The organism is Photobacterium marinum (assembly GCF_000331515.1).
Classification (GTDB): Bacteria; Pseudomonadota; Gammaproteobacteria; order Enterobacterales; family Vibrionaceae; genus Photobacterium; species Photobacterium marinum.
This window is the reverse complement of record NZ_AMZO01000006.1, coordinates 427,044-450,712: the sequence shown is the minus strand read 5'-3', so window position 1 is coordinate 450,712 and position 23,669 is coordinate 427,044. Positions and strand designations below refer to the sequence as shown.

The window sequence follows — 23,669 nt, the reverse complement described above, 5'->3', positions numbered from 1 at the left end:
CTCTTACCTTGCAGATGAGTATTGGTTATTAGTCAGCGTTGAAGCATCTGGTGATACCGCACTGTATTCAAAGCCACCCAGCAAGGCTGCCAGATTGCTTTTGACGATATTCAAATCAGTAATCAAACGCTGTTGCTCAAGCTCGAGGCTGAGCTCATCGCTGGCGGCATTAATCACGTCATTAAACTGCGCAGTGTTATTCTGGTATCCCCGCTCAACGGCTTTAGTGCGCGCCCTAGACTGTTCAAGCAAGGTGTTCTGATAGCGTTGCAGACGCTGTTCCAGATTGCTTTTATCAACCAGCAAGGCGTTCACTTTGGCATTCATCTGTGCAAGCAAAACATCTTTCTGAGATTTGGCTGCCCCAACCTGATACTGGGCCGCGGCATGGTTTCTGTCCTGACGGTTACCGGTGAACAACGGAATATCCATCGTCACAAAAGCACTCACCAGATCAGATGCAGGTTCGCCTTTCATATTGTTTGCCTGGCGGTAGCCGTACATCACCTCTACACCGAACTGCGGCGTATAAGCCTGTTCAGCGATCTCTACCTGAGTTTGAGAGGCCGAAATGGCGGTATCCGTGATTTTCACCATTGGATGGAGGTTCAGCAGTGAGTAATGCTGAGTAGAGGAAGCATTCTGAAGTTTGCTATCCAGTAACGTCCAGTTAAGCTGATTGCTGGCCTGAATGTGCTGTCCGGACGCTATCCAGTCTGCGCCCAACCATTCTGATAGCTGAGAAATAATACGTCGCTGAACCTGTGCGTTGGCCTGCAACTTTTCATCCAACTTGCTGACCTGAAGCTGTGCATTCAATAGATCCTGCGCTTCGTTCTTGCCGATGGAATAGTTGGTCTGAAGGAAATTTTCCATCTCTTTCATCAGGCGTCGATTCTCACGCAGCACTTGTTCTGCTTTCTGCTGATAGCCCAATTCCAACCAGAATTGAGTCATGCTGTTTGCAATTTCCAATTCACGCGCGGCGATTCGCAACGCAATTCCATCAGCCTGTTGATTAGCTTTCTTCTTTTGCAGGTTAAGCGTGTCCCCCCGCTCAAACTGCTGCATTAAACCAACAGAAATATTGGTCATTGGATCTTCGTCAAATCTCAGGCTATCGACCGGCAAACCGCCAAAGCCGACTTTCAGTTTTGGATCCATCAGCGTTGAGCTAGCTATCCCGGTTTCTCGCATCGCCTGAGATTGGGCGAAAAACTGCCTGCGGGAGGCATCATTATTCAACGCCTGCTCGATAAGGCGTGTTAAAGGGGCTGTTCTTGTTAAGAATTCTGACGTAGCTGCGACATTCAGACTTTGACCAACCTTATTTCCCTCTAAGTGGGAGGCAGCAAATAGCGGCGTCGCAACCATAGTCGAAGCACTAACAGCAAGTGCTAATAAACCTGGTTTGATATTCACAATTAAATCCAATCTGTATATGTCTGAACTCAGACAAAAACCACAGTTCACAACACGCAAAGGTGCTGTAAATCAAATAAACAGAAGTTGGATTTAAGCTATCGGAGGGCGATAAAAGGATTGAGATCGTTCAATGATCGCACCCTGCTTCTCAATCGGAATGAGAACAGGCTGAGTCTGATTTGAAATGGTTGTGTTTATAGGTGGCAGAAACGCAATTACAGTGGCGCAACTTGCTGAACAACAAGTATGGGGCGTACTCTGTTCTGAATCACAGTTAACTGGTGTTTGCTCTGGTGCTACGAATTCTGGCATTACTAAATCGTGCATCGCATGTGCCTTGTCCTGTAACATCAGCCCCCCGCAATGAATGACTGCCGAACCAGAACTTCCACTTGAAGATTTCACATGTACCGACTGTGTCTTGTCCTGAACTTGGGACGCCTGAGTCTGAGCCACAGCATAGCTGTCACTCAGCATCTGAAAGGTCATCAGAGGCGCGCTGGCAACAAAGCCGGACATCAGCATAGCGAAAATGCTGATAACGGAGATCCAGATTGTGCGAACAGGAGATAAGCGCATAGCAGGCCTTTCAGAAAAACAGAACTTTAAGTTAAAGCTTCCCCCAAGGGTAAGGTCAAACTAATTTACAAATGACTATCTATTACTTAGCTCACAAATAATCAATTTGTCTTTTTTTATCGTCAAAATCTCACCAATGACACAGGTTTCTCCATTTTTATTAACTATTTTCAAAAAACTGTTGAAACTTAGATATATGCTCATAACTGCACTAAAGGAACCATTAACCTCCTGAATTACATTGAAGTTTTTTGCACCACTGATGCTGATGACTGCATTCAAAAGGACATTGGTAGTTAATAACAAAAAGGTGAAAAATCATGGTGTTAACACTTGGAAAGAGCGTCGCGAAACTGCTGTGGTGGAATGGATTAGACAAGGCTTTATCCATTTTTGATTATCGAGGGCCGATGCCCGAGCAGTTAGTTCAAAACCTATTAACCGATCTGGAGGAACTCGGCTCTCTGGCTAAAGTGCTGGGTGATAACCCTCTAGAATCATTTGGTGCAGATGACAGTGAATTGAGCAAGAAATACTACCCCAGCAGGTTCCGTTATTACCAAGCGCTCCTAAGCTTCTTTGTTGATATCACACCGCTCAGGAACAATAGAAAAATCAAAGCGCTACCAACAGTGAACGAAACAATTGACCATACGCCTGATGAAAAATGGTTTTTTCTGAATGGGATCGGCACCAACGAGGATATGGCCAGGGTCAATGCGCAAATGCTCAACAAAATATTCAAACGCCCTATCACACCGCTCCATAATCCAACCAACGGTTTTGCGCGTGATTTGATTGAAGTAACCAAAGGCAGAAACTTCAATACCCCGACCTCTATTGCCAGATCAGCAAAAATTCACATTAAGTGCGAGCTGCTCAAAATCGCAAAAAAAACCGCAAATGCCAGTGAGTATGAAAAGAAAAGACACAAAGTTGTCGTCATTGCCCACTCTCAAGGTGGGATTATTATTTCAAATGTGGTCAAAATGCTGATTCATGATCCACGTTGCAACTCCCTGCTGGAGCATCTGGAAATATACACCTTTGCATCAGCGCATGATGAATACCCTTCATCCTTGGCCAAAAGCCAATCGACAAAAGTCCCCTTTACAGAACACTTTGCCAACGACAGAGATTACGTTGCGGAAGTAGGCGTACTAAAAAATGTGAATAAGACTTCTGGTAAAGTCTATGAAAAAAGCGGACCGGGCCACCTATTGAACTACCACTACCTGAAAGATTTTGATCAGGGTAAATATGAAGGACTGGGGATAGGCAGCCGACTATATTCTTTACGAAACGGCAATAGGTAAGAACAGGGTTGATCAACTATGGGGATGCGTTCATCCCCTTAAACTTAAGAGCCCAGCAAAGAGACTGGGCTAAGCTTTATTAAACAATTAATTAATGGCTAACTCCCACGGACCATAAATACCCCCAGGCGTGTTATTGAAAGTCCACCATTTGGCGACATAAATGCGGCCTTGATATTCCACCTTATCACCCTTGGTATACACCTTATCAGACTGCCAAATTGGTAGTTTAGCTGTTTCCAATTCATTACCAACACCATGGTTCATGGCATTCAATATATCGCCATTATCCTGACCATATTCCCATGAAAATAGTCCGGCAAGTTTATTATCCATAGCATATTGGCCTTTCTTCATTACATCCACAGGATGATCGAACCCGACAAAGGCACCATCAGACTCTCGCCAGGCATAGTGACAATCGCAACCAGAATCGTAACGAATTTCAAAACCGTTTATTCCTATGCCATCTGGCCCTAAGATTTCTTCAGCAATTCGTTTATAAACAGCTACGCCAGCCTGATCCCATGGGTTAACCGGTTTAGGGAATAAACCGGTGGCACTACCACCGATCTCTGTACCTTGCGGACCTCGGGTAACACCGTCCCAGCCTCGAGCATATTTAGCAACGCCAAGAACTAACTTTTCAGCAGGAATACCTAACTCAAGCATATTCCTAACACCTTGAGCCCCACCATGACCATAACCTTTGGCTAGATTGCTATCATGGGTTTGTAATGCTGTATGGTGCCCGATATTGCCTTTCGACCATGTGCCAAAGAAGTCGTACGTCATCATAAAGATGTAGTCCATATAAGGCTCAGCTCGTACATAATTGATATTTTGAATATTATTAGCGTGAGTCCCAATGGCAGAGGTGATCAGGTATTTTCGCCCTGTTTCTTGTTCGAGTAAATCAAATGCTTGGCGTATTTCAATCATCAGATCAGCATATGCTTCACCTTCTTTAATGTTCTTTGGCCACTCCCAATCGATATCTATACCATCAAAACTTGGATTACGTTTTAAGAAATCGACAACAGACTGAACAAATACCTGACGACTATCTGGTGTTGCTGTCATAGGCACAAACGGAGCTGAACCGCCCCACCCACCAACTGATGGAATTATCTTAATATGCGGAGCTCGCTGTTTCAGTTCCGCAAATTTTGTTGCGAAGGTTTTGTCGATGCTGTTTACATCTTCCGCAAGTTGAAACTCACTCTTCTTACTGCAAATCTCATTAACAGCCTCGACTTGGCCTGGTCCACAGATATGCATAAAGGCATAAAGTACATGGGTTAAGTTGTTGCCATAAATACTATCCACTATCGTTGGGTCAGCCCAGTTGGCCACATAACTGGCAACTACTTTTCCGCTAGTTTGCTTAAACTTATCATGCTTCCCTATAAAGTAATCAACAGGCTCTGCTGCAGAAGCGGCATTACCCACGAGTATCATTCCCAATGGAAAAGCCAAGCGTTTACAAATTTCAGATAATTTCCATTTCATCGTCTAATCACCTTTATTTAAGTCGAAAAAGTCAACTCATAACGTTAGAGATGAAAAACAACAACTCAACACTTAGTGTTTGTTTTTTGTGCAACTTGCGATTGTGTATACTGCTCTCAATGATATAACTGAATATTGTAGATATAGTCAGTGACTCCAGACGTCATTCTCATCATATAGCTTTTCAGCGCCTACCTTAATAAAATGCATCATATATGGTCATGCATTCGTAACCCAAATGACCACGAATATAATAGCTCTACATTCAAATCATTTTTCTGAAATAAAAATGGTTTCTTCCCCTTATCCAGATTGCAATGAAAACTAAGAGTTACTTTAAAAAACAGCTTACATTCAAGAACTTCCGTGATCGATTGGTACTTTATTAACCTCTAAGCTCTGCGTTCAATATACGTATTGAGCGAAGCTGATTGCAAGCGCAACCATTGCGTACGCAACCATTGCTGCGTATACTAACTACAAACTCAACAACATGCTCACAAAAGTCAGCACCATGAAAGTTAGAAATATGGCAACTTGCTTTCCTTTCAGCAAACATCAAATAGAATCCGTAATCAAGCTTGTTGCATATCAAGCATCATCAAGAAAAAAAGGTTGCTAGTTTTATGCTTACAAACAATATTCCGTTGAAAGGAAGTGTGCTACTTAATGGGTGGCAACTATCTAAATTACACACCTTTGAAGTGGCTGGTCGTCACCTTTCTTTCTTAATGGCTGCAGAAGAGCTATCACTAACTCCTAGTGCAGTCAGTCACCGAATTACAAGCCTTGAAGAAGAGCTAGGATTCAAGTTATTTGAACGATTGCATCGAAAGGTAAAATTAACAAGTGAAGGGGACAGAATATATAGCATATTACAAACGTCATTCGACCTTTTGAATAAAGAAATATCAGAAATCAATAGTAATGATATTTCAGGTTCGTTAGTTATATATTCTCGCCCATCTATAGCTCAGCAGCTAATAATCCCTCAACTGGTTGATTTTCACAATAAGTATCCATCCATTACATTGGATATACTCACAGGTAATGAAAATATAAACTTCAATAATCATAATATTGATCTGGCTATCTACTTTGATGATAAGCCACCTAATGGTCTTCATTATCAATATTTAATGAGTGAATCTATATTTCCTGTTTGTAGTGAAGAATATGCAAAGAATCACAACTTATTTAATAACCCATCACAATTAGGACAATGTACCTTACTTCATGACAGACAAGCATGGGGAAATCAATTAGATTTTAATGAATGGAAGTTATGGTCTGAATCACTTTCTCTAAATCATATTGCTCTAAATCGTCATATTGGCTTTGACCGTTCAGACCTATCAATTATTGCAGCAATAAATAATGCCGGAATCGCAATGGGTAGACGCAGCTTAGTAAATAAACATATTAAAAGTGGTGAGCTTGTTACACCATTCCCTGAACTTAAGATTGATTGCCCTCATTACTATTATGTAGTCACACCATCAAATAATCAAAACCCAAGAGTTATAGCTTTTGTGAACTGGTTAAAAGAAATAATGAGTGCTGAGTAAGAGATAACTCAGCACTCGCCTAATAATAATTCACACGCACTATTTATATCTATGTTGGCGTGCTTTAATATAACACCACTGGTTTACTCATATGCTATCAGTTTATTTCGTTAACAAGCTGATACTTATTGAGTTCATCTTTTGTCATATAATGCTCACCATCAGCAGGTGCTGATTTAATGGTAAACATATAAAAACCTAGGCCATCATCACCGAGCATCTTCGTAAAGTATGTTGCCTGCTTACGGTGAGCGACGTCAGTGTAAGGAATATCAGTTGCGTCAACTTCTTCCCCTTGCTCATTATCATCTGACCATGAATGTACACCAATTTGCTCATTTTGTTCTACCGATAGCTGCTTATCTCTGAGTTCAATTGTTCTCTTTACACCAGCTGAAAATAGGTCTGTCCCCCCAGAAAACACCGAGCCTGATTTGGAGATATGTGTGCTCAAACCATATTCACGAATCATTAGCCCCGTATACATATTAATATCATCATCAGATGAGCCCGAGATTCGACTATCAAATATTAAGTTAATGTCATTTCCTTTGCCGATACGGGTCAGTATCGTAGAAAGTTCAACATATGAGGATAAGGCAAGTTCTGTCTCGTGATAACCATATTTAGAGAACGGATTAAGTGTCTTAATTACATATTGACCACCCCCATTATCAATCAACTCGAATGCAGTTGAACCCATATGAGAAAGGTATTCACTAACTTCAAGGGTAAAGCTCTCAGAACCAGATGTACTTGTTGCCTGATAGGTTCTCATATGCTCATTTTCGGATGTAACATTAGTTATTTTACAATTAAAGCTTGTAAATGAATTCTCGCCTAATAACTCACAATAACTAGTGTCAGTTGGTTGAGCCGGAATAAGCATACTGATTCTATCGTTCTTATCTATATGGTTTTCAAACATTACCAACATCTTATCTGCGGCATCTTGACCATATATCGCTTGGTAACTATTTCCATTATAGGTAAGAGTCCCGACAAGTAGTGAAGCTCTCTCGGACAACAGTTCAACCAACTCGAGATCATTGAAATTATAGTCAGCTTTTGGTTTATGGAATGTTACTGAAGTTTCAGTTGAACTATCATCACTACTACAACCAGCAACAAAAGTAGTAGCAAAAATCATAGCTGTTGCTATTTTTTTAAATTTCATTTTAACCCTCAATTATATTTTATCTTCCACATGACGCCGTGAAACCTAATAGAATGTTGTAATTTAGGCTTAGCCAAAAAATTTTATATATGTTAATACTTTGCAGAAATACGTTTCAAATGATTAATACTCACCCGTCAGATGAATCAGAATAACTCCAAATAAATAGTTTTATTGAAGTAAATGAATTTAGAACAAAGATTAACATCATGAATAAAGCATGCTATGAAGCATTCAACTTAGTTACTTCATTTCAAAAGACTGTATTAACCCCATATTAATTTCTCATTACTCTTTTCTCTTTTGCTCTATGCCCCCTACAATTTGTGATCTGGGTTTTATTGTTATTTTCGAGAGCGCATATAGATTGTGATTTCAATCCAAAAATAGTTTTAACTGATTATGTTGTTCATGGATTGAAGATCAGAAAAACATCATTCAAATTAGCAATTGATTCCCCAGTGGAATATGCTTTCGAGCGCTTACACACCAAGTTTGTGTGTGACAAATATGATAAGAAAAATAACCATTACATTAGCCAATTTTAAGTTGGGATAAAAACATGAAACAGCTAAAAAAAAGCCTGTTGGCAACCACTGTTTGTCTTTCTTTAATGGGTATTAGCGGCCTCGCTACAGCCTCGGTACCTGATATAACTCCTGCAAGTTATGACACCATTGTGGGTGACTACGGGCAATTTATCGATGCGAAATCGGATAAGTTCGTTCTCAGCCAATCAGAGTGGGCACAAATTCAAGTTTATGTCGAAGGTGCTCTCGGTTTGCCTATCACTGAAAGCTCAATGAAGATGGCTTTTGCCATTCCAGATGATGTGTCTTTTGCTAATTTCCAGCCCTTACTCGAAGAATATGGACGCATCCATAACACGGCAGATCAGTGGAAACGTAATATTTATCCCGGCGTTATTGATTTAGCCTTTGATTTATCGAATTACGCAAGTGTTCATAGTGATTTAATCATCCCTGTACTTGAATCTCTAAATGAAATGCGTAATACCAAAGATACTTCTGAAGCCGAAATGTGGCGAGACTTTGCGATAGAGCAGCTAAAAACATTAAATGAAATGGCAACAGATCGCCAAAACAAAGTCAGTGATGTTGTCAAACAGCTCAATGATTTCTCTACCAATCTGGAAACTGAAAATGCCCAACTAGCAACCTTAAAAGATAGCCATAGCGAATTTCTTGATGATGACGGCAGTAAACTAAAAGAAAAAATTAAAAAACTTGAAGCTGATATCCAGGATCTTAACGAAGAATATGACTACAACGTTAAGGTTTCCGCTTCTGCCGTTGCTTATATTTGGTTCCCTCTGGCCAGTATTCCAGTAATGGGCGTATATGGTGACAAAGCAGAAAAAGCCCGATTTAAAAGAAATCAACTACAAGATGATTTAGCTAAGTGGTCCAAAGATTTAACCTATCGCGAACACGTTTACAGCTCTTTCTCTCGCTCCACAGCAAGCATTACCACAATCAAAGACAGCGTCGAGCAAGTGATCCCTCACGTCAATGAATTAAAACTTCACTGGCAGGAAATAAACAGCGACTTTACTACGGTACTTGAGTTGCTGGAAAAATCACAAGGTCCACGCGGAATTGAAAATGCCAAGGCCAAGCTGGCCAGTATGCTTACCACTATCAACCTTGGTCAGGTTCAGAAAAACTGGTTAGAAATCAGTGTAAAAGCCAAGCAATTTGCACAAAACGCTTACGTCGAGAAAGCGGATTAATTCATACCTTCCCTTTATATTTCATTTTGATGGTTAACCGGGTATCAAACTCGGTTAACCCCTGAGGTTATTCTATTTATGTACCGTTTAGCGTTAGCAACAAGTCTGCTGCTTGCCGGTGTTCAGGCACAGGCAAGCGAATGGACTGACATTCACCATTTGATTGAACCGACAAACTTGCCCCAGTCGCTTCAATCTAAAATCATGACCACCAGCAGCACAGAAATAGTGGCGGCTGATCTCTACCTTAATTTAACCGAAGTATTATCTCGTCCTGAGGTCATCCTTAATCAACAAGCCATGATTGTTGTGGTTGCCGATACGTTGGAAATTCCATCCGACTTTGTTTTATCACTTGAAAATCAAGCCGTATTTATTTTCGCCCGCCAAATCATCGGAGCCGGCAATGGTGTTATAAATCTTGAAGGCTCACCGGAAAGTGCCGGTATGATCACGGTGATCAGTGAGGATATCCAAGCTCAAATCGATATTATTTCAAGCTTAAGCGATGGCTCTGTTGAGCTCGACACTCTGGACTCAAGTATGACAGGCTGGGGAAAAACTATCGCCATGGCAGGTGGTGAGCGCGATGTCACCTCAATTACCGGGGATATTTCCGGCTATGTACAGATGAATCCACTCGCACATGAGGAAATATTCAATAAAACCTTCGATATGGCAGCACTGATCTATGATCAGAACCCACAGCTCAGTATCCAGATGCTGGCATGGCTCGAAAAAAGCATGCGAGCTTCATCCGTTATTCTTGATGACAACCCTCTACTGGCAAACCTTTATCTGCAGACCGCAGGTTTCAAGCAATTTGTTGAGTTTACCAGTCACAATAATAACTATGTTCCTTATCTGGATCATCGTCTATACAGCGAAAAATACAGTGCGTACCTCAATGTCATGCAGGACTACCAACAGCAGTATGATCGCTTTATGGACCGCAGCGCTGGCAATACCGAGCGCAAAAAATCTGCTGAGCTAGCTCTGAGCAAACTGAATGATGCAACCAAGGCTGAATCATCAATTATTGATCACGCTAATGTAACGATCGGCAAGCTGGAAACAGCATTGAAAAACGTCCAAAAACGTTACAACAACCAAGAAGAAGCTGTATTTGATGCCCGCTCCACCTACCTGATTGGTGTTGAAAACTGGAAGCGTAAAGAAGAACTCAAGGCTGCATTCGAAATATTCTCGGCAATTGCTAACCTTGGTAGTGCAGTTACCGGTGTATTTGTCGGCAACCTTGAAGGAGCCAGTGCCCTAACTAAACAACTGGCGGAAGAAGTTCCTAATGCCGCTGATAAAATGAAAAATCTGGCGACCAACATCAAATCAGTAACGTCAGTAATCGATAACATCACTAAATCAGTTGCCGGCATCGCCAAGCTGACCGATGAAGTGAAAAAGAATATCGTTCACGGCAAACTGGTCGGTGTGGTCAACGAGTTCAACTTCGATGTCCCTTCTATCGAAGAGAGCAATGACGCCTGGGATGCGCTGTTAATTGATGTCCGCAATAACCTGCGCTTTGCTGATAGCCTGGGCATTCGCGGTGCACGTAATTATCTGGCTGAACTTGAAAAGCTTATCGTTTACGGCAAGTCAATCAACTCTGCGCAGCTACGTCTGGTCACCGAGCAGTCTCGCTTAATCGATCTTATGATCACAGCCGAAGTTAACCAACGTCAGCAACAGCGAGTAACAGATCTCATCGCCGAAATGGAAGAAAACGAAGCGGCAATATCCGAACTTGAACAGCACTTCATGCGGGCGGTAAATAACTTCAAACGCCCTATGTATGCAGCTCTGGTCAATTACCGCGAGGCATTTAAGTACTGGGCGCTGGAAGAAAGTAAGGTTAAGCCGGCCCTGAACAAATCCTATCTCGATTATAAGTCTGATTGGGCAACCTTTGAGGATGAATACTCACTGGCAATGGCCTCATTCCAGCCGGAGCCGCACGGTTTTACCATTAGAAGTATCAACATTACTGATCCTGCCCAATTAAAGAACTTTATCTCAACTGGCGAACTAAGCTTTAACCTTCCTCTGGATGAAGCTGCTTTCTGTCGCTACGACCGCGTTCGCCTGAATACAGTGCGAGCTGTACTACAAGGCAGTGAATTAGCTGCGGGCCAGGAATTTTACCTAGATATCACTAACAACGGCGCATACCAAGACAGACTGAAAGATAAGCAATTTACATTCAGCGCTGCACCACTATCACGTTCATTCTATTATCAACTGGATGATAACCGTTTAGATGAACCTCTTGAAAAACAGATCAGTATCATCACCGACGGTGAAGTGGCTAAGAAATATGCTTTTGCTTATTTTGAGCCTACTCCATTCACCACCTGGTCGATTGCTTTACAAAATATGAAAGACTATGACCTCTCCAAGGTGGAGCGTATCCATTTAGAGTTCAAGGGTACAGGCATCCCAAGCACTCACTCATGCAGTAAGTAATTAGCCTATTAACAAACACCTCCGATTTACCGGAGGTGTTCTGTTTACCCGTAACGTAATAAGAATAAGAAACTCAGAAGATAAACAAGAATATAGGCTGTTAATGACTACCGAGCCTTACCAAGGCTTCTTTTAACTCAGATACAAAAACATCAATATCTGCAAGGCTGATGCCTAAATGAGTAACCAAGCGCATCGGGTTGCCAGACAGAAGAAGGATATCTTTCTTCTTAAGTTCTGCACACAACATTTGTTGATCAATGGCCAAATCAACTTTGGCGAACAGCATGTTAGTCTGAACCAGTTCAGTACGGACACTAAAACCATCAACCTGATTTAGCTGCTCAGCTAGATACTTCGCGTTGGTATGGTCTTCAGCCAAACGCTCAACATTTTCGGTCAGTACCATCTTGCCTGCTGCTGCCAGAATGCCCGCCTGCCGCATACCACCTCCGAGCATTTTACGGATACGACGAGCTTTGTGGATGAATTCAGCATCACCTAATAGTAGTGAACCAACCGGCGCCCCCAGCCCTTTCGACAGACAAATGGTCATAGAATCAAAGTGACAGGCGATTTCTCGGATATCAACATTCAGAGCCACCGCAGCATTATAGACACGGGCACCATCCAGATGCAGTTTCAGGCCATGCTCATCAACGAAATTACGAGCCTGAGCCAAATATTCCAGAGGTAGCACCTTACCATTGATAGTGTTTTCGAGGCTGAGCAATTTTGTGCGGGCAAAATGAAAATCATCCGGCTTGATAGCAGCTTTAAGCTTGTCGAATTTCAAGGTGCCATCTTTTTCATTTTCAACCGGTTGAGGCTGGATTGAACCCAATACCGCCGCACCACCCGCTTCATATTTATAGTTGTGAGCCTGCTGGCCGCAAAGGTATTCATCACCTCGTTCACAGTGACTCATCAGTGCCAGCAAATTTGCCTGTGTGCCAGAGCTGGTAAAAATAGCGGCTTCAAATCCGTGGCGCTCAGCAGCCCATTGCTCCAAATCATTTACTGTCGGGTCATCGGCAAAAACATCATCACCGACAGGCGCATTAACCATTGCAGTTCGCATTTCAGCCGTTGGCTGGGTAACAGTATCAGAGCGAAAATCGATCATCCCGGGATATCCTTATTTTGTTGCATCAATCATTCGCTAAGCATGACATAAAACACAGCACCGGGATTGTAAAATATTAACAAAAAGTCAATTAATGCGCGGTATGATGCCCCTCACCGAACCCATGATCTTTAAGCCACTTTTCCCATTGGTATAATTTCAGACGCTGAGCTCTGTTACGCACCTGAACCGCCAGGATCGCACCTGAACCAACACCGAAAGCAATAGCGGAATAAAACTGAGCAATCATCGGCCCATGAAAATGCCAGACAAAAATGTACATACCGGCCCCCCAGAGCAATGTCCCAAGAATAAATTGAAGTACAAACAGTTTGAGCGGATGTTCAAAAACACGCGGCTTACCCTTGTAACCAGTCAATTTATAGAAAAGATAGGGATAAGGCCGGAGATCATCTTCGGAAGCACCAAGGGAAATCAGATACTCGCGGATAAAATCATCCATCTGCATCAGCGGGTTCCTTACTAACTCAAGACGACAGCAATAAGGGGGTGCCCTTCGGTTCTACTATGAATGAGAACACAAATCACTGCGTCGACGAACAAAGCGGCATAACATAACTCATTCGCCTCTAACAATTTGTGATCTCGATCTTATCATTATGACCAATTGCGCATAATAGCAATTATTTGACATCAACATACCCCATCAGGCCGTTTTTCATATGCTCGATAACATGATGGTGGTATATCCAACATCCCAGATTGTCAGCAACAAAAGGCATGAGAAACATCCAGGAAATAATGAGTGATGTAAAGACTAACGATGACTGTAATTGGCGTTAGCTGGATTAGTCACTCTAAAGCAAAATGACAGCACCGAGATCACTTAAACACTAGCAACAATTGGGCATCATTAGACCAACACAATCCGAAACAAGAATGAATAGCTAACTTAATTTGAAAAATCGTCTTGTCCGTGAAATACCTCGCAAACTCAATTCTAAAACAATGAAATTAGTCATCTATAAATCAAAACAAAAAGACTCTGAAAACAAACTATTGTAAAACAAAACCACTAGATCTAGAATGATAATCATTATCGATAAGGTAGTCAAAATGATATACTCAGAATAAAGAAGAATAATCACTATAATATGAAAAAACATACCTCTCATGATACTGAAAACATATGTTTAGAGATTGATAAACAGCAATGTCTATCTAACGGTGTTTTCAACAAAGGCTCTGAAAACCATCAGACCATTCAAATTGAAAAATCTGTATTAAACATTTCAACCTACTTATTTTCTGAAATCCAAATTGTTTTTTTAGAAGGATGCATACATCAAGAAATTAAAATTCCTATTCGGGATAATCGTGAATACTTATCTTTGGCTTTTGTAAAAGATGGCACGGTAACAACAAAATCTAACCTTTGTAATTATGAAAGCACCTCCTCACCAGGAAGCGCAAACCTATGTTGTCATTGCAGTTTTGATGGCGCAGCATACTTTGCCCCTACAGAGAATTTACAGATTGTATCTATATGTTTTCCTAAAAAATACCTTATTGAATTCGATACTATTATTGAAAATTGCAATGCAAATCAAGCAAAAGGTTACATGAACATTCCCATGACAAATAACCTCCCCATGCAAAAATGCGTAGACATGCTATTAAATCCTCCGGTCACGGAAATGATCAAACAAGTATTCTTACAAGGAAAAGCGTATGAACTAATTTCTCTAAGCATCCAGTCTATGTTTAGCCAGCCAATACCTGACTCTAATATCAATGAGAGGGAAAGGCATAGGGTATACAAAGCAAGAGACATTCTTGAAAACTCATTACTTAACCCTCCTAAGTTACCAACTCTTGCTCGTTTAGTTGGTACTAATGATTTTAAACTAAAAAAAGACTTTAAATCCGTCTTTAACACAAGCCCTTACGCATACGTAATTAAGTGTAGAATGGAAAAAGCCTATCACTCAATTATTAATAGTGACATGCCAATTACTACCATTGCCCAAAACCTTGGCTATAATAACGCTAGTCACTTCTCTTCTACATTTTTCAAACATTACGGAGTTAAACCAAGAGACTTGAAACATCTTCGCAAACAAGGATAAAGCACATACAGATGGACCTAATTACTATCTTTTTGAGAAAGTCCTGTCGTATAGCCTTATACAACAGGACCTTCGTCATAAAAAATATCAGGCACTCTCTGTTAAATGCCAATGCTTAACTCTTTGTTGAGCCTGCCACATTACACTGTATTTTCCTCGCTTGTGAAGTAACTCATTATGTGTGCCCTGCTCTGCAAGCTTACCCTGATCCACAACAACAATGTTACTTGCTGATATGATGGTCGATAAACGATGGGCAACTACAATTACCGTTTTATCCTTAATCAAATGATCAATCGCAGACTGAACAGCCACCTCACTTTCAGTATCAAGCGCAGCTGTGGGCTCATCTAAAATTAGAATTGGCGCATTTTTCAAAATAGCTCTGGCGATACTAATGCGTTGACGCTCTCCCCCTGATAACCTGGAGCCAATATCGCCAACATGAGTGTGGTAACCTTGAGGCAGGCTACGAATAAAATCATGGCAATTAGCTGCTATAGCTGCTTGTTGCACTTCCAGTTCACTAGCTTCAGGACGTGCCATTCGAATATTAGCCAAAATCGTATCATCAAACAGATACACATCCTGAAATACAACTGAAATCAAGTGATTGATAGATTCTGCAGGAATAGCTCGAACATCAACACCTCCAATCTTCACGCATCCGTTCTGAGGATCCGCATAACGCATCAACAACCGCGTAACTGTTGTTTTCCCTGCTCCAGAAGGACCGACTAACGCGGTCATACTGCGCGCTGGAATCTTTAAATCAAACTCTTTCAAATCAGAATGATTAGAACCCTGATATGAAAAATCAACTTTTTCAAATTCTATATCATAGGATTGCGGCTCTTGTGGAGGTAATTGCGGCAGTTCAGTTACTTGTAGCAATGTTTCAATGCGAACCAAAGAAGCCTCCACCAAGTGAATAATCTTTGTATAGCCGATAAATGATGACAGAGGTTCAGCATACCTGACGATAACAACTAGTAACGCAGCCAAAACAGCAAGATCTGTTTCACCCTTGGTCACTAAGTATGCTCCACAACCAAATACAAATAGCATCCCCAGTTCAAATACACTTGAAATTAACAAGTTCGGCTTTGTTCCTTTTTCCTGCCCTTCAATTTGTACCTTCTCTAAATAAGCCAGGCTCTCCTGTAATCGTTCTGCTTTTTCCCCGACACATCCTGTTGCACGCATAACTTGAATACCTTGCGTATACTCAAGAATATTTGCATTCATTTGCTGATGTGCTGCCACATAATTATCAATTCCCCTGCTAAAACGAGGTGCCAACCAGCGATAAAGAGGAATCAAAGTTGGAAAGATGAGCATTAGCAGTAATCCCAAGCGCCAATCGTAGTAAAGCGTAAACACAGCAACAACTAATGGACACACCAGAGCATTAAGCAACATGTTAGCGATAGTTAACGTATAAGCCATATTTTCATCGACATTCCCCAGCAGAGTTGCATTAACCTCTCCCGCACGTTTATCTTTCAGTGTCTCTAATGGCACAATCCGAAGCTTTTCACCTAAACGAGTTCGTAACTGATGAGTATTTTGTGCCATGTCACCACGGAAATCGAAACCTTGTGCTCCCCATCTGGCAGCAGAGCTCAATAACATCAATACCGTCATCACACCAAGCCAAATAAAGACAACCTGAGCATCTTGAGTCGTAAAAATAGCCACAAATAACGGCATAATGCATGCCAAAGCCCCCCCCTGTAGCAAAGCAGCCAAAACCAGCAACCACATGCTCTGCACTAATTTGGGTCCATAAACACTACTAATTTCAATCAAGCGCTTCCAAATTTCCCACCAACTTAATGAGTGAGAAGACAAAAGATTACTTTCACCTTTATCATACTGTTCTGAATGGCTCATTAAGCTTCCTCCACAGAAAGATTCCCTGAAATAGCTTCCGCTACCCCAAACAGTTCTTCATCAGGCAAAAGAGCGCTACTACAAACAGAACTCGTTTGCGACTCAGAATTAAACGTCCACGCCTGTGAGCGTTCATAACTGCTCCATAAACGAGCATAAGTTCCGTCATGACTGATCAGATCACAATGCTTACCAGATTCAACAAGGCTTCCTTTATCAAAAACTAGGATTTGATCGGCATCCTTTATGGTGGTTAGGCGATGAGCAACCATAATGACAGTCTTTCCTTTCATTAAGGCAGCCAACGCTTCAATAATCGAGGCTTCATTTTCCGGATCAGCAAATGCAGTCGCTTCATCAAGTACCAGAATTGGGCGATTCTGAAGAATTGCGCGTGCAATAGTAATTCGTTGCTTTTGACCACCGGAAAGAAATGTCCCGCGCTCACCGGCACAAGTATCGTAACCATTTGGCAACTGCATTATAAACTCATGAGCCTGAGCCACTTTAGCCGCTTCAACTATCTCTTCCATAGTTGCATTAGGATTTCCCAGGCGAATATTGTCTGCGATACTCTGAGCAAACAAAAAAGTATCCTGAAAAACAAACGCAACATATTGCATCAAATTTTCCGACGTAAAACTTCTGACATCTACACCACCAATGGTGATCTTGCCCTCATTCACATCCCAAAAACGTGGTAACAAACGAGCAATCGTTGTTTTTCCTGCACCAGACGGACCAACTAAAGCTGTTATTGTCCCCTCGCCTGTTGAAAAGCTGACATTTCGCAACACATAATCACTATCTTCTGTATATCGAAAACTTACGTTATCAAAACAAATATCGCAGCCTTGAGGAACATATTCTTTATCAGGCTGAAGCAATGGTTTTTCACTTAATACATTATTTATCCGGGTAATGCTGATCTTCGCCTTACCAATCAAATGCTGAAGAGAAATCAGAGGCATCATTGATTCCGCCATGCCTGTACCAATAAGCAAAGTGGCTAGCCATGTGGAAAATTCAAGCTCGTTACTCCAGAAAAGCCAGGCGCCAGCCCATAGTAAAAGAACCAAGGTTGGCATAGGATTAAGTAACGCTATGGAAAAGCGGGAAGAAAAACTAACACTACGATACCAATTAACAACAATTTCACGATAAGCCTCAAGAGCCTCAGAGTAGCGTCCAAATGTACTGGTACCAGTATCAAAGGTTCTTACCACCGGCATCGCCTGCACATATTCAATAACAGCTGCACTAACCTGCTCACGAGTTTCCATATAACGCTTTGAAAGATCCCCATGATCACGCCTTGCTATGCCAAGAACCAAAAAACCACCAACCAGCAGACCAACTGTTACAGCTGCAAGCCGCCAATCAAGAATTAACAAACCAATAAGCGTCATTATTGGCGCAGCATATGCCCTGGCATAGAGCGGAGTACTGTCTGCAACAAACACATGAAGTTCTTTTACATCATCCTGAATCACCTTACTTAGCTTACTTGCGCCGAATTGTTGTATATATCCCATCGAAACTTTAGCAAGGTGTTCACTTAGTTGAGTTCTTAGAATAGTTTCCAAGCGAAATGCCGCACAATGAGACACCGCAAAAGAACGTAACCGAAGTACATAAGCAAGAATAGTACAGAAAGTTGCTGCAACAATTTCAACTGTCGGCCAAGCCTGATTGCTGTCTGCCATCACTTCAACAGCAAGAGCCAGCGCGTATAAACTGGCCAAGACGGATAACGAACTCAACACTGATAATGTCATTGCAAATCTTATTTGGCCCTTAACAGGCGTCATTATTTGCCAATCATCCTGAGTTGATTGTTTTTTATTCACACGAACAGTCCTTTTATCTTGAGAATCATCATGATAGACGTTCAATAAGCATTGCCGTTGACTGCCCTCCTCCGGCACATACAGCAGCAATACCTATTGATTTATCTTTCATTCTCATTGAATGTAAGAGAGTAACAAGAATACGTGCACCAGATGCACCAATTGGATGTCCCATAGCCAAAGCTCCGCCATTGGGATTAACTTTTTCTTGGTCTAAACCAAGCTCTCGCATTATCGCCAAAACTTGAACCGCGAAGGCTTCATTGACTTCAAAATGGTCAACATCAGCAATATTCATCCCAGCTTTTTGCAATAATTGCCTGATCGCCGGCACCGGACTCATTCCCATCATTTCCGGTGAATGTCCAACAGAAGTCCAAGCCATAATCCTTGCCATAGGTTCAAAACCTTCATTGGCCGCCCGACTCGCTGACATAAGTAATAACACAGCAGCCCCATCATTAATTCCTGATGAGTTGCCGGCTGTAACAGTTCCTTGCGGAGTAAATGCTGGTCGCAAAGATGCTAATGATTTTTCATCCACATCGTTACCATATAGCTGGTCTTGAGCGGCGATATGTACTTGTCCATTAATTAAATAATGAACAGGTGTAATTTCTCTTGCCGGTAGCCCAGCTAATGCACTTTCCTTCACTCGCTGCGACGATAACAACGAATATGCATCTTGCTCACATCGACTGATTTGATAACTCTTAGCAATCCTCTCTGCTGTTAGCCCCATTTTTTCGCCGTTAATAGCGCAAGTCAGCCCATCCTGAGCCAAGCTATCGATCAGGCGTAAATCCCCTAATGCAGCCGTACCCATTGAAGAGCGATTTAACAAGAAAGGGGCGTTGGACATACTTTCCATTCCCCCTGCAATTGCAACCTCAGAGTCCCGTAATGCAATACACTGAGACGCCTGAATAACAGCCAAGAGTCCACTGCTACACGCTTGATTAACGGTGAATGCAACCGAAGACGGAGCAAGCCCAAACTGCATTGCAACTTGCCGGGATGAATTCTGTCCATTGCCGGCCTGAAGCCCATGTCCCATAATGACATGGTCGACAATACGGCATAATGAAGGTTCATCATTGATGAGACCTCTGCAAGCCGCTAAGCCCAATTTAGATGCACTCAGTGAACTAAGTTGCCCCTGAAATTGCCCCATTGGTGTTCTGGCAGCATTTACAATAACTACTTCTTCAAGCATTGCTCGATTCCTTTATCTGCCGGCAAACTTCCGATCACCTTCCATTCTGAATTAAAGAAAAACCTTTATCGATTAAGAATAAAGTGACTGAAAGTTTACCGATAAAAGTTATTGTTCAGCAGGTTGAACAGGTTGGCCGGGTATACTTTTCCAACGCAACAAGACTAAAGCGCAAAATAGCCCTAGTAATAATGCAAACAGCTGGAAAGGCACCTCTGCCGCCATCTGATAAAGCAATGCTGACAACAAAGGACCAACCACATAACCAGCCGCCTGAGTACCAGCAGCAAGACCTGACACCGCCCCTAATTCATCCTTGTCAACCGCCAGAGTTACAGCAGTATTAAAACCGGTTGTCATCAATCCGGTAGATAAGCCAAACAGCACAAAAAGTGCGTGCATTTGCCATACATGCTCAGGCAAGGTCATAAGGAAAAAAGCACTGGCACCAGAAACAAGACCAATCACAATCTGGTTAGCAGGAGCCAAACGCAAACGACCGATTATCAACAATTGGGTTATAATGGTGGCAACTGCCGAACAGACAAAGCCAATGCTGGTTTGTGCCGCAGCAAGCTCAGGAGTTAACTGAAACAAATCCTGATACCGGAAAGCTGCGAGCTGAAGTAACCCAGAGAGTGCGATAAAATACGCAAAGCCACTGAGCAACAAAAAGAAGATCCGCGAATCTGTTACCTTCAACTTTATTTTTGCTTTATCGACAGATTTTGCTTTTTTTGTTTCTGGCATCACGACCAAAACCAACATACCAGCAACAGCTGAAATCGCCGCAGAAACATACAACGGCAAAGTAATAGATATCACCACCAGCAAGGACGCAATCCCGGGGCCACCGACCATACCTATTCCATACGCGGCCTGAATAGATGCCATTGCTGACGAACGATTCTCCTCACCAGTTGACTCTGCAATTGCGGCCTGTACTGCCGGAAACACCCCACTGGACAGCAATGCATAACAAAGCCGGGCAAATGTCATAAGCAAAAAAGCCGACGTTGCAGTGATGACACTGAACCGACCTAAATCACCAAACAGACCGAATAAACCAGTGGAAGCGGCGTATCCAAGAAACCCAAACGCAATCATCTTCTTCCGCCCCCACTCATCACTCTTCCTACCCCAATATGGAGCAGAAACCATGAAAGCGATCGCGGCTAACGTAAAAATCAAAGCAACCTGATAATCAGGCATACCAATTTGTCGCCCAAGCGGCGGCAGTACAGAAAATATGATCGACTGTCCTGCGCCAACCGTCGCCAGTCCGCAAAGAAGTATCCAAGTCGTTATTTTTGGCATAACTTTCACCTTCTTTTTGAATTCAACACGATGTTAAAAATCTACAGACACACCCAAGCCCAATGTTCGTGGCTGACCAGCACCGGCAATAGGCGCGGGTCCCGGGAAAGGCAAGGCGTAGTAATTAGTGGTGTAGTCTTCATCAAACAGGTTTGTACCAAAGACATAAACCGTGTAGTCGTCCACTCGGTAACCCAAGTGCGCATCAACTAAGCCATAACCATCAATTTTTAGAGTATTCTCAGCATCTGTATAAGTTGATGAACGATAGTTATAAGTCAGGTGTCCATAAAGTCCTTCATAGCCACCATAATTCAGCGTTAACGATGACGTAAACTCTGGTGAATTCGCCATTCTGTTTCCGGCAAATTCATTCGTTCTGTACTCAGCTTTATTCAGGCCAAGTGCACCGCTCAGTGACCAATCCATATTAATGAACCAGTTCAGATCGAATTCCGCACCATAACTGCGCGCCTTATCTACATTGAAAAAAGTAATGTTATTCAATGCGCTGATACTCCGTCCATGAGCATCTTTAATATCCAGATAGAAAAGATTTAGATCAAAATTCAGCTGGTTATCTAACCATGAAGATTTAATTCCAAGTTCATAATCAATAGTTCTTTGCGGCTCATATTTCGCCTTATTCGGATTTAATTCAGTAAAGTTAAAACCTCCGGCTTGATAACCTTTTGACACACTACCATAAAGCAAGTGTTCCCCTTCCAACTGATAACCAAAAGCTAATTTTGGCAACCAGACATCCCAGGAAGCTTCTCGTTTGTAATTAGTAGTGGTATCGTTTCCCATCATTACGCTTCGATTTGATGAATCAATTTCTTTATCATCTTTTTGCCACCTTAGACCCAGCGTAGTTTCAAGCCTGTCTGTCACCGGAAAGATGCTCTGGCCAAAAATTGCGAATTGTTCGCCAGACACATCAGACATATTGTGCGCTTCCATATGACCGAAGTTTGAATTTGGGACAACTGTGCCATTATCTTTTGCGTCATATAAATGGTCTTGGTAAAAAACACCACCAACCCATCGAATATCACTATTATTCGAATTAAACCTCAGTTCATGAGTTTGGGTGCTGACTTCAGAGTCATCAATAAATTTTGCACCGTCAAAATTACCTATAACAGGCGATGTTGAGCCATTGGTACGGTCCATATCAGAAACATGATCCGCTGATGTCTTTTGATTAGCTGCCAAGTAAGTAGTCACAAAGTTATCTGTCTCATGCTCAATTTTAAGAGCCTGATCAGAAACTTTAACTCGGTTTTTTGCATCAATTTCCTGGCGTGTCATTAAAGAACCGTCATTTTCAGCATAAAACGGCAGACCACCATTATCACGGTCTTCACCGTTCAAGCTCAATATTGCATGCGTTCTATCAGTGATATTCCACCTTAAGTTACCGTTATATTGGTACGCTTCTGATTCATCATAGTCTGAGCGGGAACCTGGGTATTTATTTGTTAAGTACCCTGAACTTTCACGATATCGGCCTGCTATATTAAAACTCAAAACATCTTCTATTAATGCCTGGCCATATGAACCATAAATCATTCGACCATCATACTCGGCAGCTTCTGCAACTAACTTACCTTCAGGCATATCATCTGGCTGACGGGTAATCACATTAATTACGCCACCCAAACTACTCTGACCATATAGGGTACTCTGTGAGCCTCGTAAGAATTCAACACGTTCAACGTTCAACAACCCTAAGTCCATACCATAAACAGAAGAGTGTGGTACGCCATTAATGTAAACAGTGATGGGAGATTCTTGCGCAAACGCAGATGTCGCTAAACCACGATAGTTTGGCGACGAAAACACCCCATAGTTATTTGAAATTGCCACATTCGGCAGTGTCTTAAAGAATGGTTCAAGGCTGTAAATTCTCTTTTTCTCAAGCTCTTCCCCCGTAGTCACCTGTACCGAAACAGGAATATCTCTAACGTTTTCTTCCATTTTAGTTGCAGTTACAGTCATGACTTCTAATGCATCATGATCTGAAGGTGAACTATTTGGGGAGTCAATTTCCACTGAAGCTTGTGCATTTGATGATAGAGCGAACACCACTGATGCAGCGAGCAGTGTCATACGAGTAGGCATGTGAGATCCTTTGAAATGTTATGATCCAAAACCCACAAACGATAACCATTATCATTAATGGTAAATATTAAAAAAAGGATTTTTTACAGCAGAATACGGAGTTTCAATTTAACTCGCTCTAGCCTCATGGAAGTAACAAATAAATTACAATCATTTATAAATAGATAAACATTAGCCGAAAAAGGGGGCGTTTAACCCCCTTCTAGATTTTGGTATTAGTAAAAATTTACCGC

At 41.9% G+C, this 23,669-nt stretch carries 17 protein-coding genes; 5 read left to right on the top strand and 12 right to left on the bottom strand.

Going from position 1 to position 23,669, the window contains the following annotated elements; translation table 11 throughout:
• Nucleotides 1-3 precede the first annotated feature (3 nt).
• Nucleotides 4-1,416, bottom strand: coding sequence for a TolC family protein (locus C942_RS06390; protein ID WP_198287473.1), 1,413 nt, complete (start codon nt 1,414-1,416; stop codon nt 4-6).
• 99 nt (nt 1,417-1,515) lie between these two features.
• On the bottom strand, nt 1,516-2,004 hold the full coding sequence (locus C942_RS06385; RefSeq protein ID WP_036798919.1) for a hypothetical protein: 489 nt from the start codon (nt 2,002-2,004) through the stop codon (nt 1,516-1,518).
• Nucleotides 2,005-2,324: 320 nt separating this feature from the next.
• Between C942_RS06385 and C942_RS06380 the strand changes: the two genes are divergently transcribed.
• A complete protein-coding gene (locus C942_RS06380) occupies nt 2,325-3,320 on the top strand; it encodes an alpha/beta hydrolase (protein WP_007463760.1) in 996 nt (331 codons plus the stop codon).
• A gap of 87 nt (nt 3,321-3,407) precedes the next feature.
• Here the strand turns inward: C942_RS06380 and C942_RS06375 are convergent, their stop codons facing one another.
• Nucleotides 3,408-4,832: a glycosyl hydrolase family 18 protein gene (locus C942_RS06375; RefSeq protein ID WP_007463758.1), complete on the bottom strand. Its 1,425-nt coding sequence runs from the start codon at nt 4,830-4,832 to the stop codon at nt 3,408-3,410.
• A 626-nt stretch (nt 4,833-5,458) separates the two neighbouring features.
• On the opposite strand from C942_RS06375, the gene dsdC reads away from it, so the two are divergent.
• Entirely contained in the window at nt 5,459-6,400 is a 942-nt protein-coding gene (gene dsdC / locus C942_RS06370) for a DNA-binding transcriptional regulator DsdC (RefSeq protein WP_007463756.1), read from the top strand.
• A gap of 97 nt (nt 6,401-6,497) precedes the next feature.
• On the opposite strand, the gene C942_RS06365 is transcribed toward dsdC, so the two are convergent.
• A complete protein-coding gene (locus tag C942_RS06365; protein ID WP_007463754.1) occupies nt 6,498-7,577 on the bottom strand; it encodes a hypothetical protein in 1,080 nt (359 codons plus the stop codon).
• A 562-nt stretch (nt 7,578-8,139) separates the two neighbouring features.
• On the opposite strand from C942_RS06365, the gene C942_RS06360 reads away from it, so the two are divergent.
• Together C942_RS06360 and C942_RS06355 are read left to right on the top strand one after the other, a co-directional pair.
• Complete coding sequence (locus C942_RS06360) at nt 8,140-9,330, top strand: alpha-xenorhabdolysin family binary toxin subunit A (RefSeq protein WP_007463752.1); 1,191 nt, start codon at nt 8,140-8,142, stop codon at nt 9,328-9,330.
• A 78-nt stretch (nt 9,331-9,408) separates the two neighbouring features.
• Nucleotides 9,409-11,814: a hypothetical protein gene (locus C942_RS06355; RefSeq protein WP_007463750.1), complete on the top strand. Its 2,406-nt coding sequence runs from the start codon at nt 9,409-9,411 to the stop codon at nt 11,812-11,814.
• A 100-nt stretch (nt 11,815-11,914) separates the two neighbouring features.
• On the opposite strand, the gene ltaE is transcribed toward C942_RS06355, so the two are convergent.
• From ltaE to C942_RS24585, 3 genes are all read right to left on the bottom strand, one after another.
• Nucleotides 11,915-12,940, bottom strand: a complete 1,026-nt coding sequence (gene ltaE, locus C942_RS06350; protein WP_007463748.1) for a low-specificity L-threonine aldolase — start codon at nt 12,938-12,940, stop codon at nt 11,915-11,917.
• Nucleotides 12,941-13,031: 91 nt separating this feature from the next.
• Nucleotides 13,032-13,409 (bottom strand): DUF6404 family protein, encoded by a 378-nt coding sequence (locus C942_RS06345; RefSeq protein WP_007463747.1) that lies wholly within the window; start codon nt 13,407-13,409, stop codon nt 13,032-13,034.
• Between the two features lie 175 nt (nt 13,410-13,584).
• Nucleotides 13,585-13,701 carry a multicopper oxidase domain-containing protein gene (locus C942_RS24585; RefSeq protein ID WP_269744761.1) on the bottom strand — a complete coding sequence of 39 codons (117 nt, stop codon included), beginning with the start codon at nt 13,699-13,701 and terminating at the stop codon, nt 13,585-13,587.
• Nucleotides 13,702-14,055: 354 nt separating this feature from the next.
• Here C942_RS24585 and C942_RS06340 point away from each other — a divergent pair, with 354 nt between their 5' ends.
• A complete protein-coding gene (locus C942_RS06340; RefSeq protein ID WP_007463745.1) occupies nt 14,056-15,030 on the top strand; it encodes a helix-turn-helix domain-containing protein in 975 nt (324 codons plus the stop codon).
• 87 nt (nt 15,031-15,117) lie between these two features.
• On the opposite strand, the gene C942_RS06335 is transcribed toward C942_RS06340, so the two are convergent.
• The 5 genes from C942_RS06335 to C942_RS06315 all read right to left on the bottom strand — a co-directional run bounded on the left by C942_RS06335 (nt 15,118) and on the right by C942_RS06315 (nt 23,436).
• Nucleotides 15,118-16,926, bottom strand: coding sequence for an ABC transporter ATP-binding protein (locus C942_RS06335; RefSeq protein WP_007463742.1), 1,809 nt, complete (start codon nt 16,924-16,926; stop codon nt 15,118-15,120).
• Nucleotides 16,926-18,776, bottom strand: coding sequence for an ABC transporter ATP-binding protein (locus C942_RS06330; protein ID WP_232428138.1), 1,851 nt, complete (start codon nt 18,774-18,776; stop codon nt 16,926-16,928). Before C942_RS06330 ends, C942_RS06335 begins: the two co-directional genes overlap by 1 nt.
• 28 nt (nt 18,777-18,804) lie before the next feature.
• Entirely contained in the window at nt 18,805-19,992 is a 1,188-nt protein-coding gene (locus C942_RS06325) for a thiolase family protein (protein ID WP_007463738.1), read from the bottom strand.
• A 108-nt stretch (nt 19,993-20,100) separates the two neighbouring features.
• A complete protein-coding gene (locus C942_RS06320; protein WP_007463736.1) occupies nt 20,101-21,309 on the bottom strand; it encodes an MFS transporter in 1,209 nt (402 codons plus the stop codon).
• Between the two features lie 33 nt (nt 21,310-21,342).
• Entirely contained in the window at nt 21,343-23,436 is a 2,094-nt protein-coding gene (locus C942_RS06315) for a TonB-dependent receptor (RefSeq protein WP_007463734.1), read from the bottom strand.
• Nucleotides 23,437-23,669 lie beyond the last annotated feature (233 nt).

Excerpts from the sequence above, each read along its gene's own strand:
- C942_RS06315 (WP_007463734.1), bottom strand. The coding sequence starts at position 23,436 with ATGCCTACTCGTATGACACTGCTCGCTGCATCAGTGGTGTTCGCTCTA.
- C942_RS06360 (WP_007463752.1), top strand. The coding sequence starts at position 8,140 with ATGAAACAGCTAAAAAAAAGCCTGTTGGCAACCACTGTTTGTCTTTCT.
- C942_RS06320 (WP_007463736.1), bottom strand. The coding sequence starts at position 21,309 with ATGCCAAAAATAACGACTTGGATACTTCTTTGCGGACTGGCGACGGTT.
- ltaE (WP_007463748.1), bottom strand. The coding sequence starts at position 12,940 with ATGATCGATTTTCGCTCTGATACTGTTACCCAGCCAACGGCTGAAATG.
- C942_RS06365 (WP_007463754.1), bottom strand. The coding sequence starts at position 7,577 with ATGAAATTTAAAAAAATAGCAACAGCTATGATTTTTGCTACTACTTTT.
- C942_RS06375 (WP_007463758.1), bottom strand. The coding sequence starts at position 4,832 with ATGAAATGGAAATTATCTGAAATTTGTAAACGCTTGGCTTTTCCATTG.
- C942_RS06335 (WP_007463742.1), bottom strand. The coding sequence starts at position 16,926 with ATGAGCCATTCAGAACAGTATGATAAAGGTGAAAGTAATCTTTTGTCT.
- C942_RS06340 (WP_007463745.1), top strand. The coding sequence starts at position 14,056 with ATGAAAAAACATACCTCTCATGATACTGAAAACATATGTTTAGAGATT.
- C942_RS06385 (WP_036798919.1), bottom strand. The coding sequence starts at position 2,004 with ATGCGCTTATCTCCTGTTCGCACAATCTGGATCTCCGTTATCAGCATT.
- C942_RS06380 (WP_007463760.1), top strand. The coding sequence starts at position 2,325 with ATGGTGTTAACACTTGGAAAGAGCGTCGCGAAACTGCTGTGGTGGAAT.
- C942_RS06345 (WP_007463747.1), bottom strand. The coding sequence starts at position 13,409 with ATGCAGATGGATGATTTTATCCGCGAGTATCTGATTTCCCTTGGTGCT.
- C942_RS06325 (WP_007463738.1), bottom strand. The coding sequence starts at position 19,992 with ATGCTTGAAGAAGTAGTTATTGTAAATGCTGCCAGAACACCAATGGGG.
- C942_RS06355 (WP_007463750.1), top strand. The coding sequence starts at position 9,409 with ATGTACCGTTTAGCGTTAGCAACAAGTCTGCTGCTTGCCGGTGTTCAG.
- dsdC (WP_007463756.1), top strand. The coding sequence starts at position 5,459 with ATGCTTACAAACAATATTCCGTTGAAAGGAAGTGTGCTACTTAATGGG.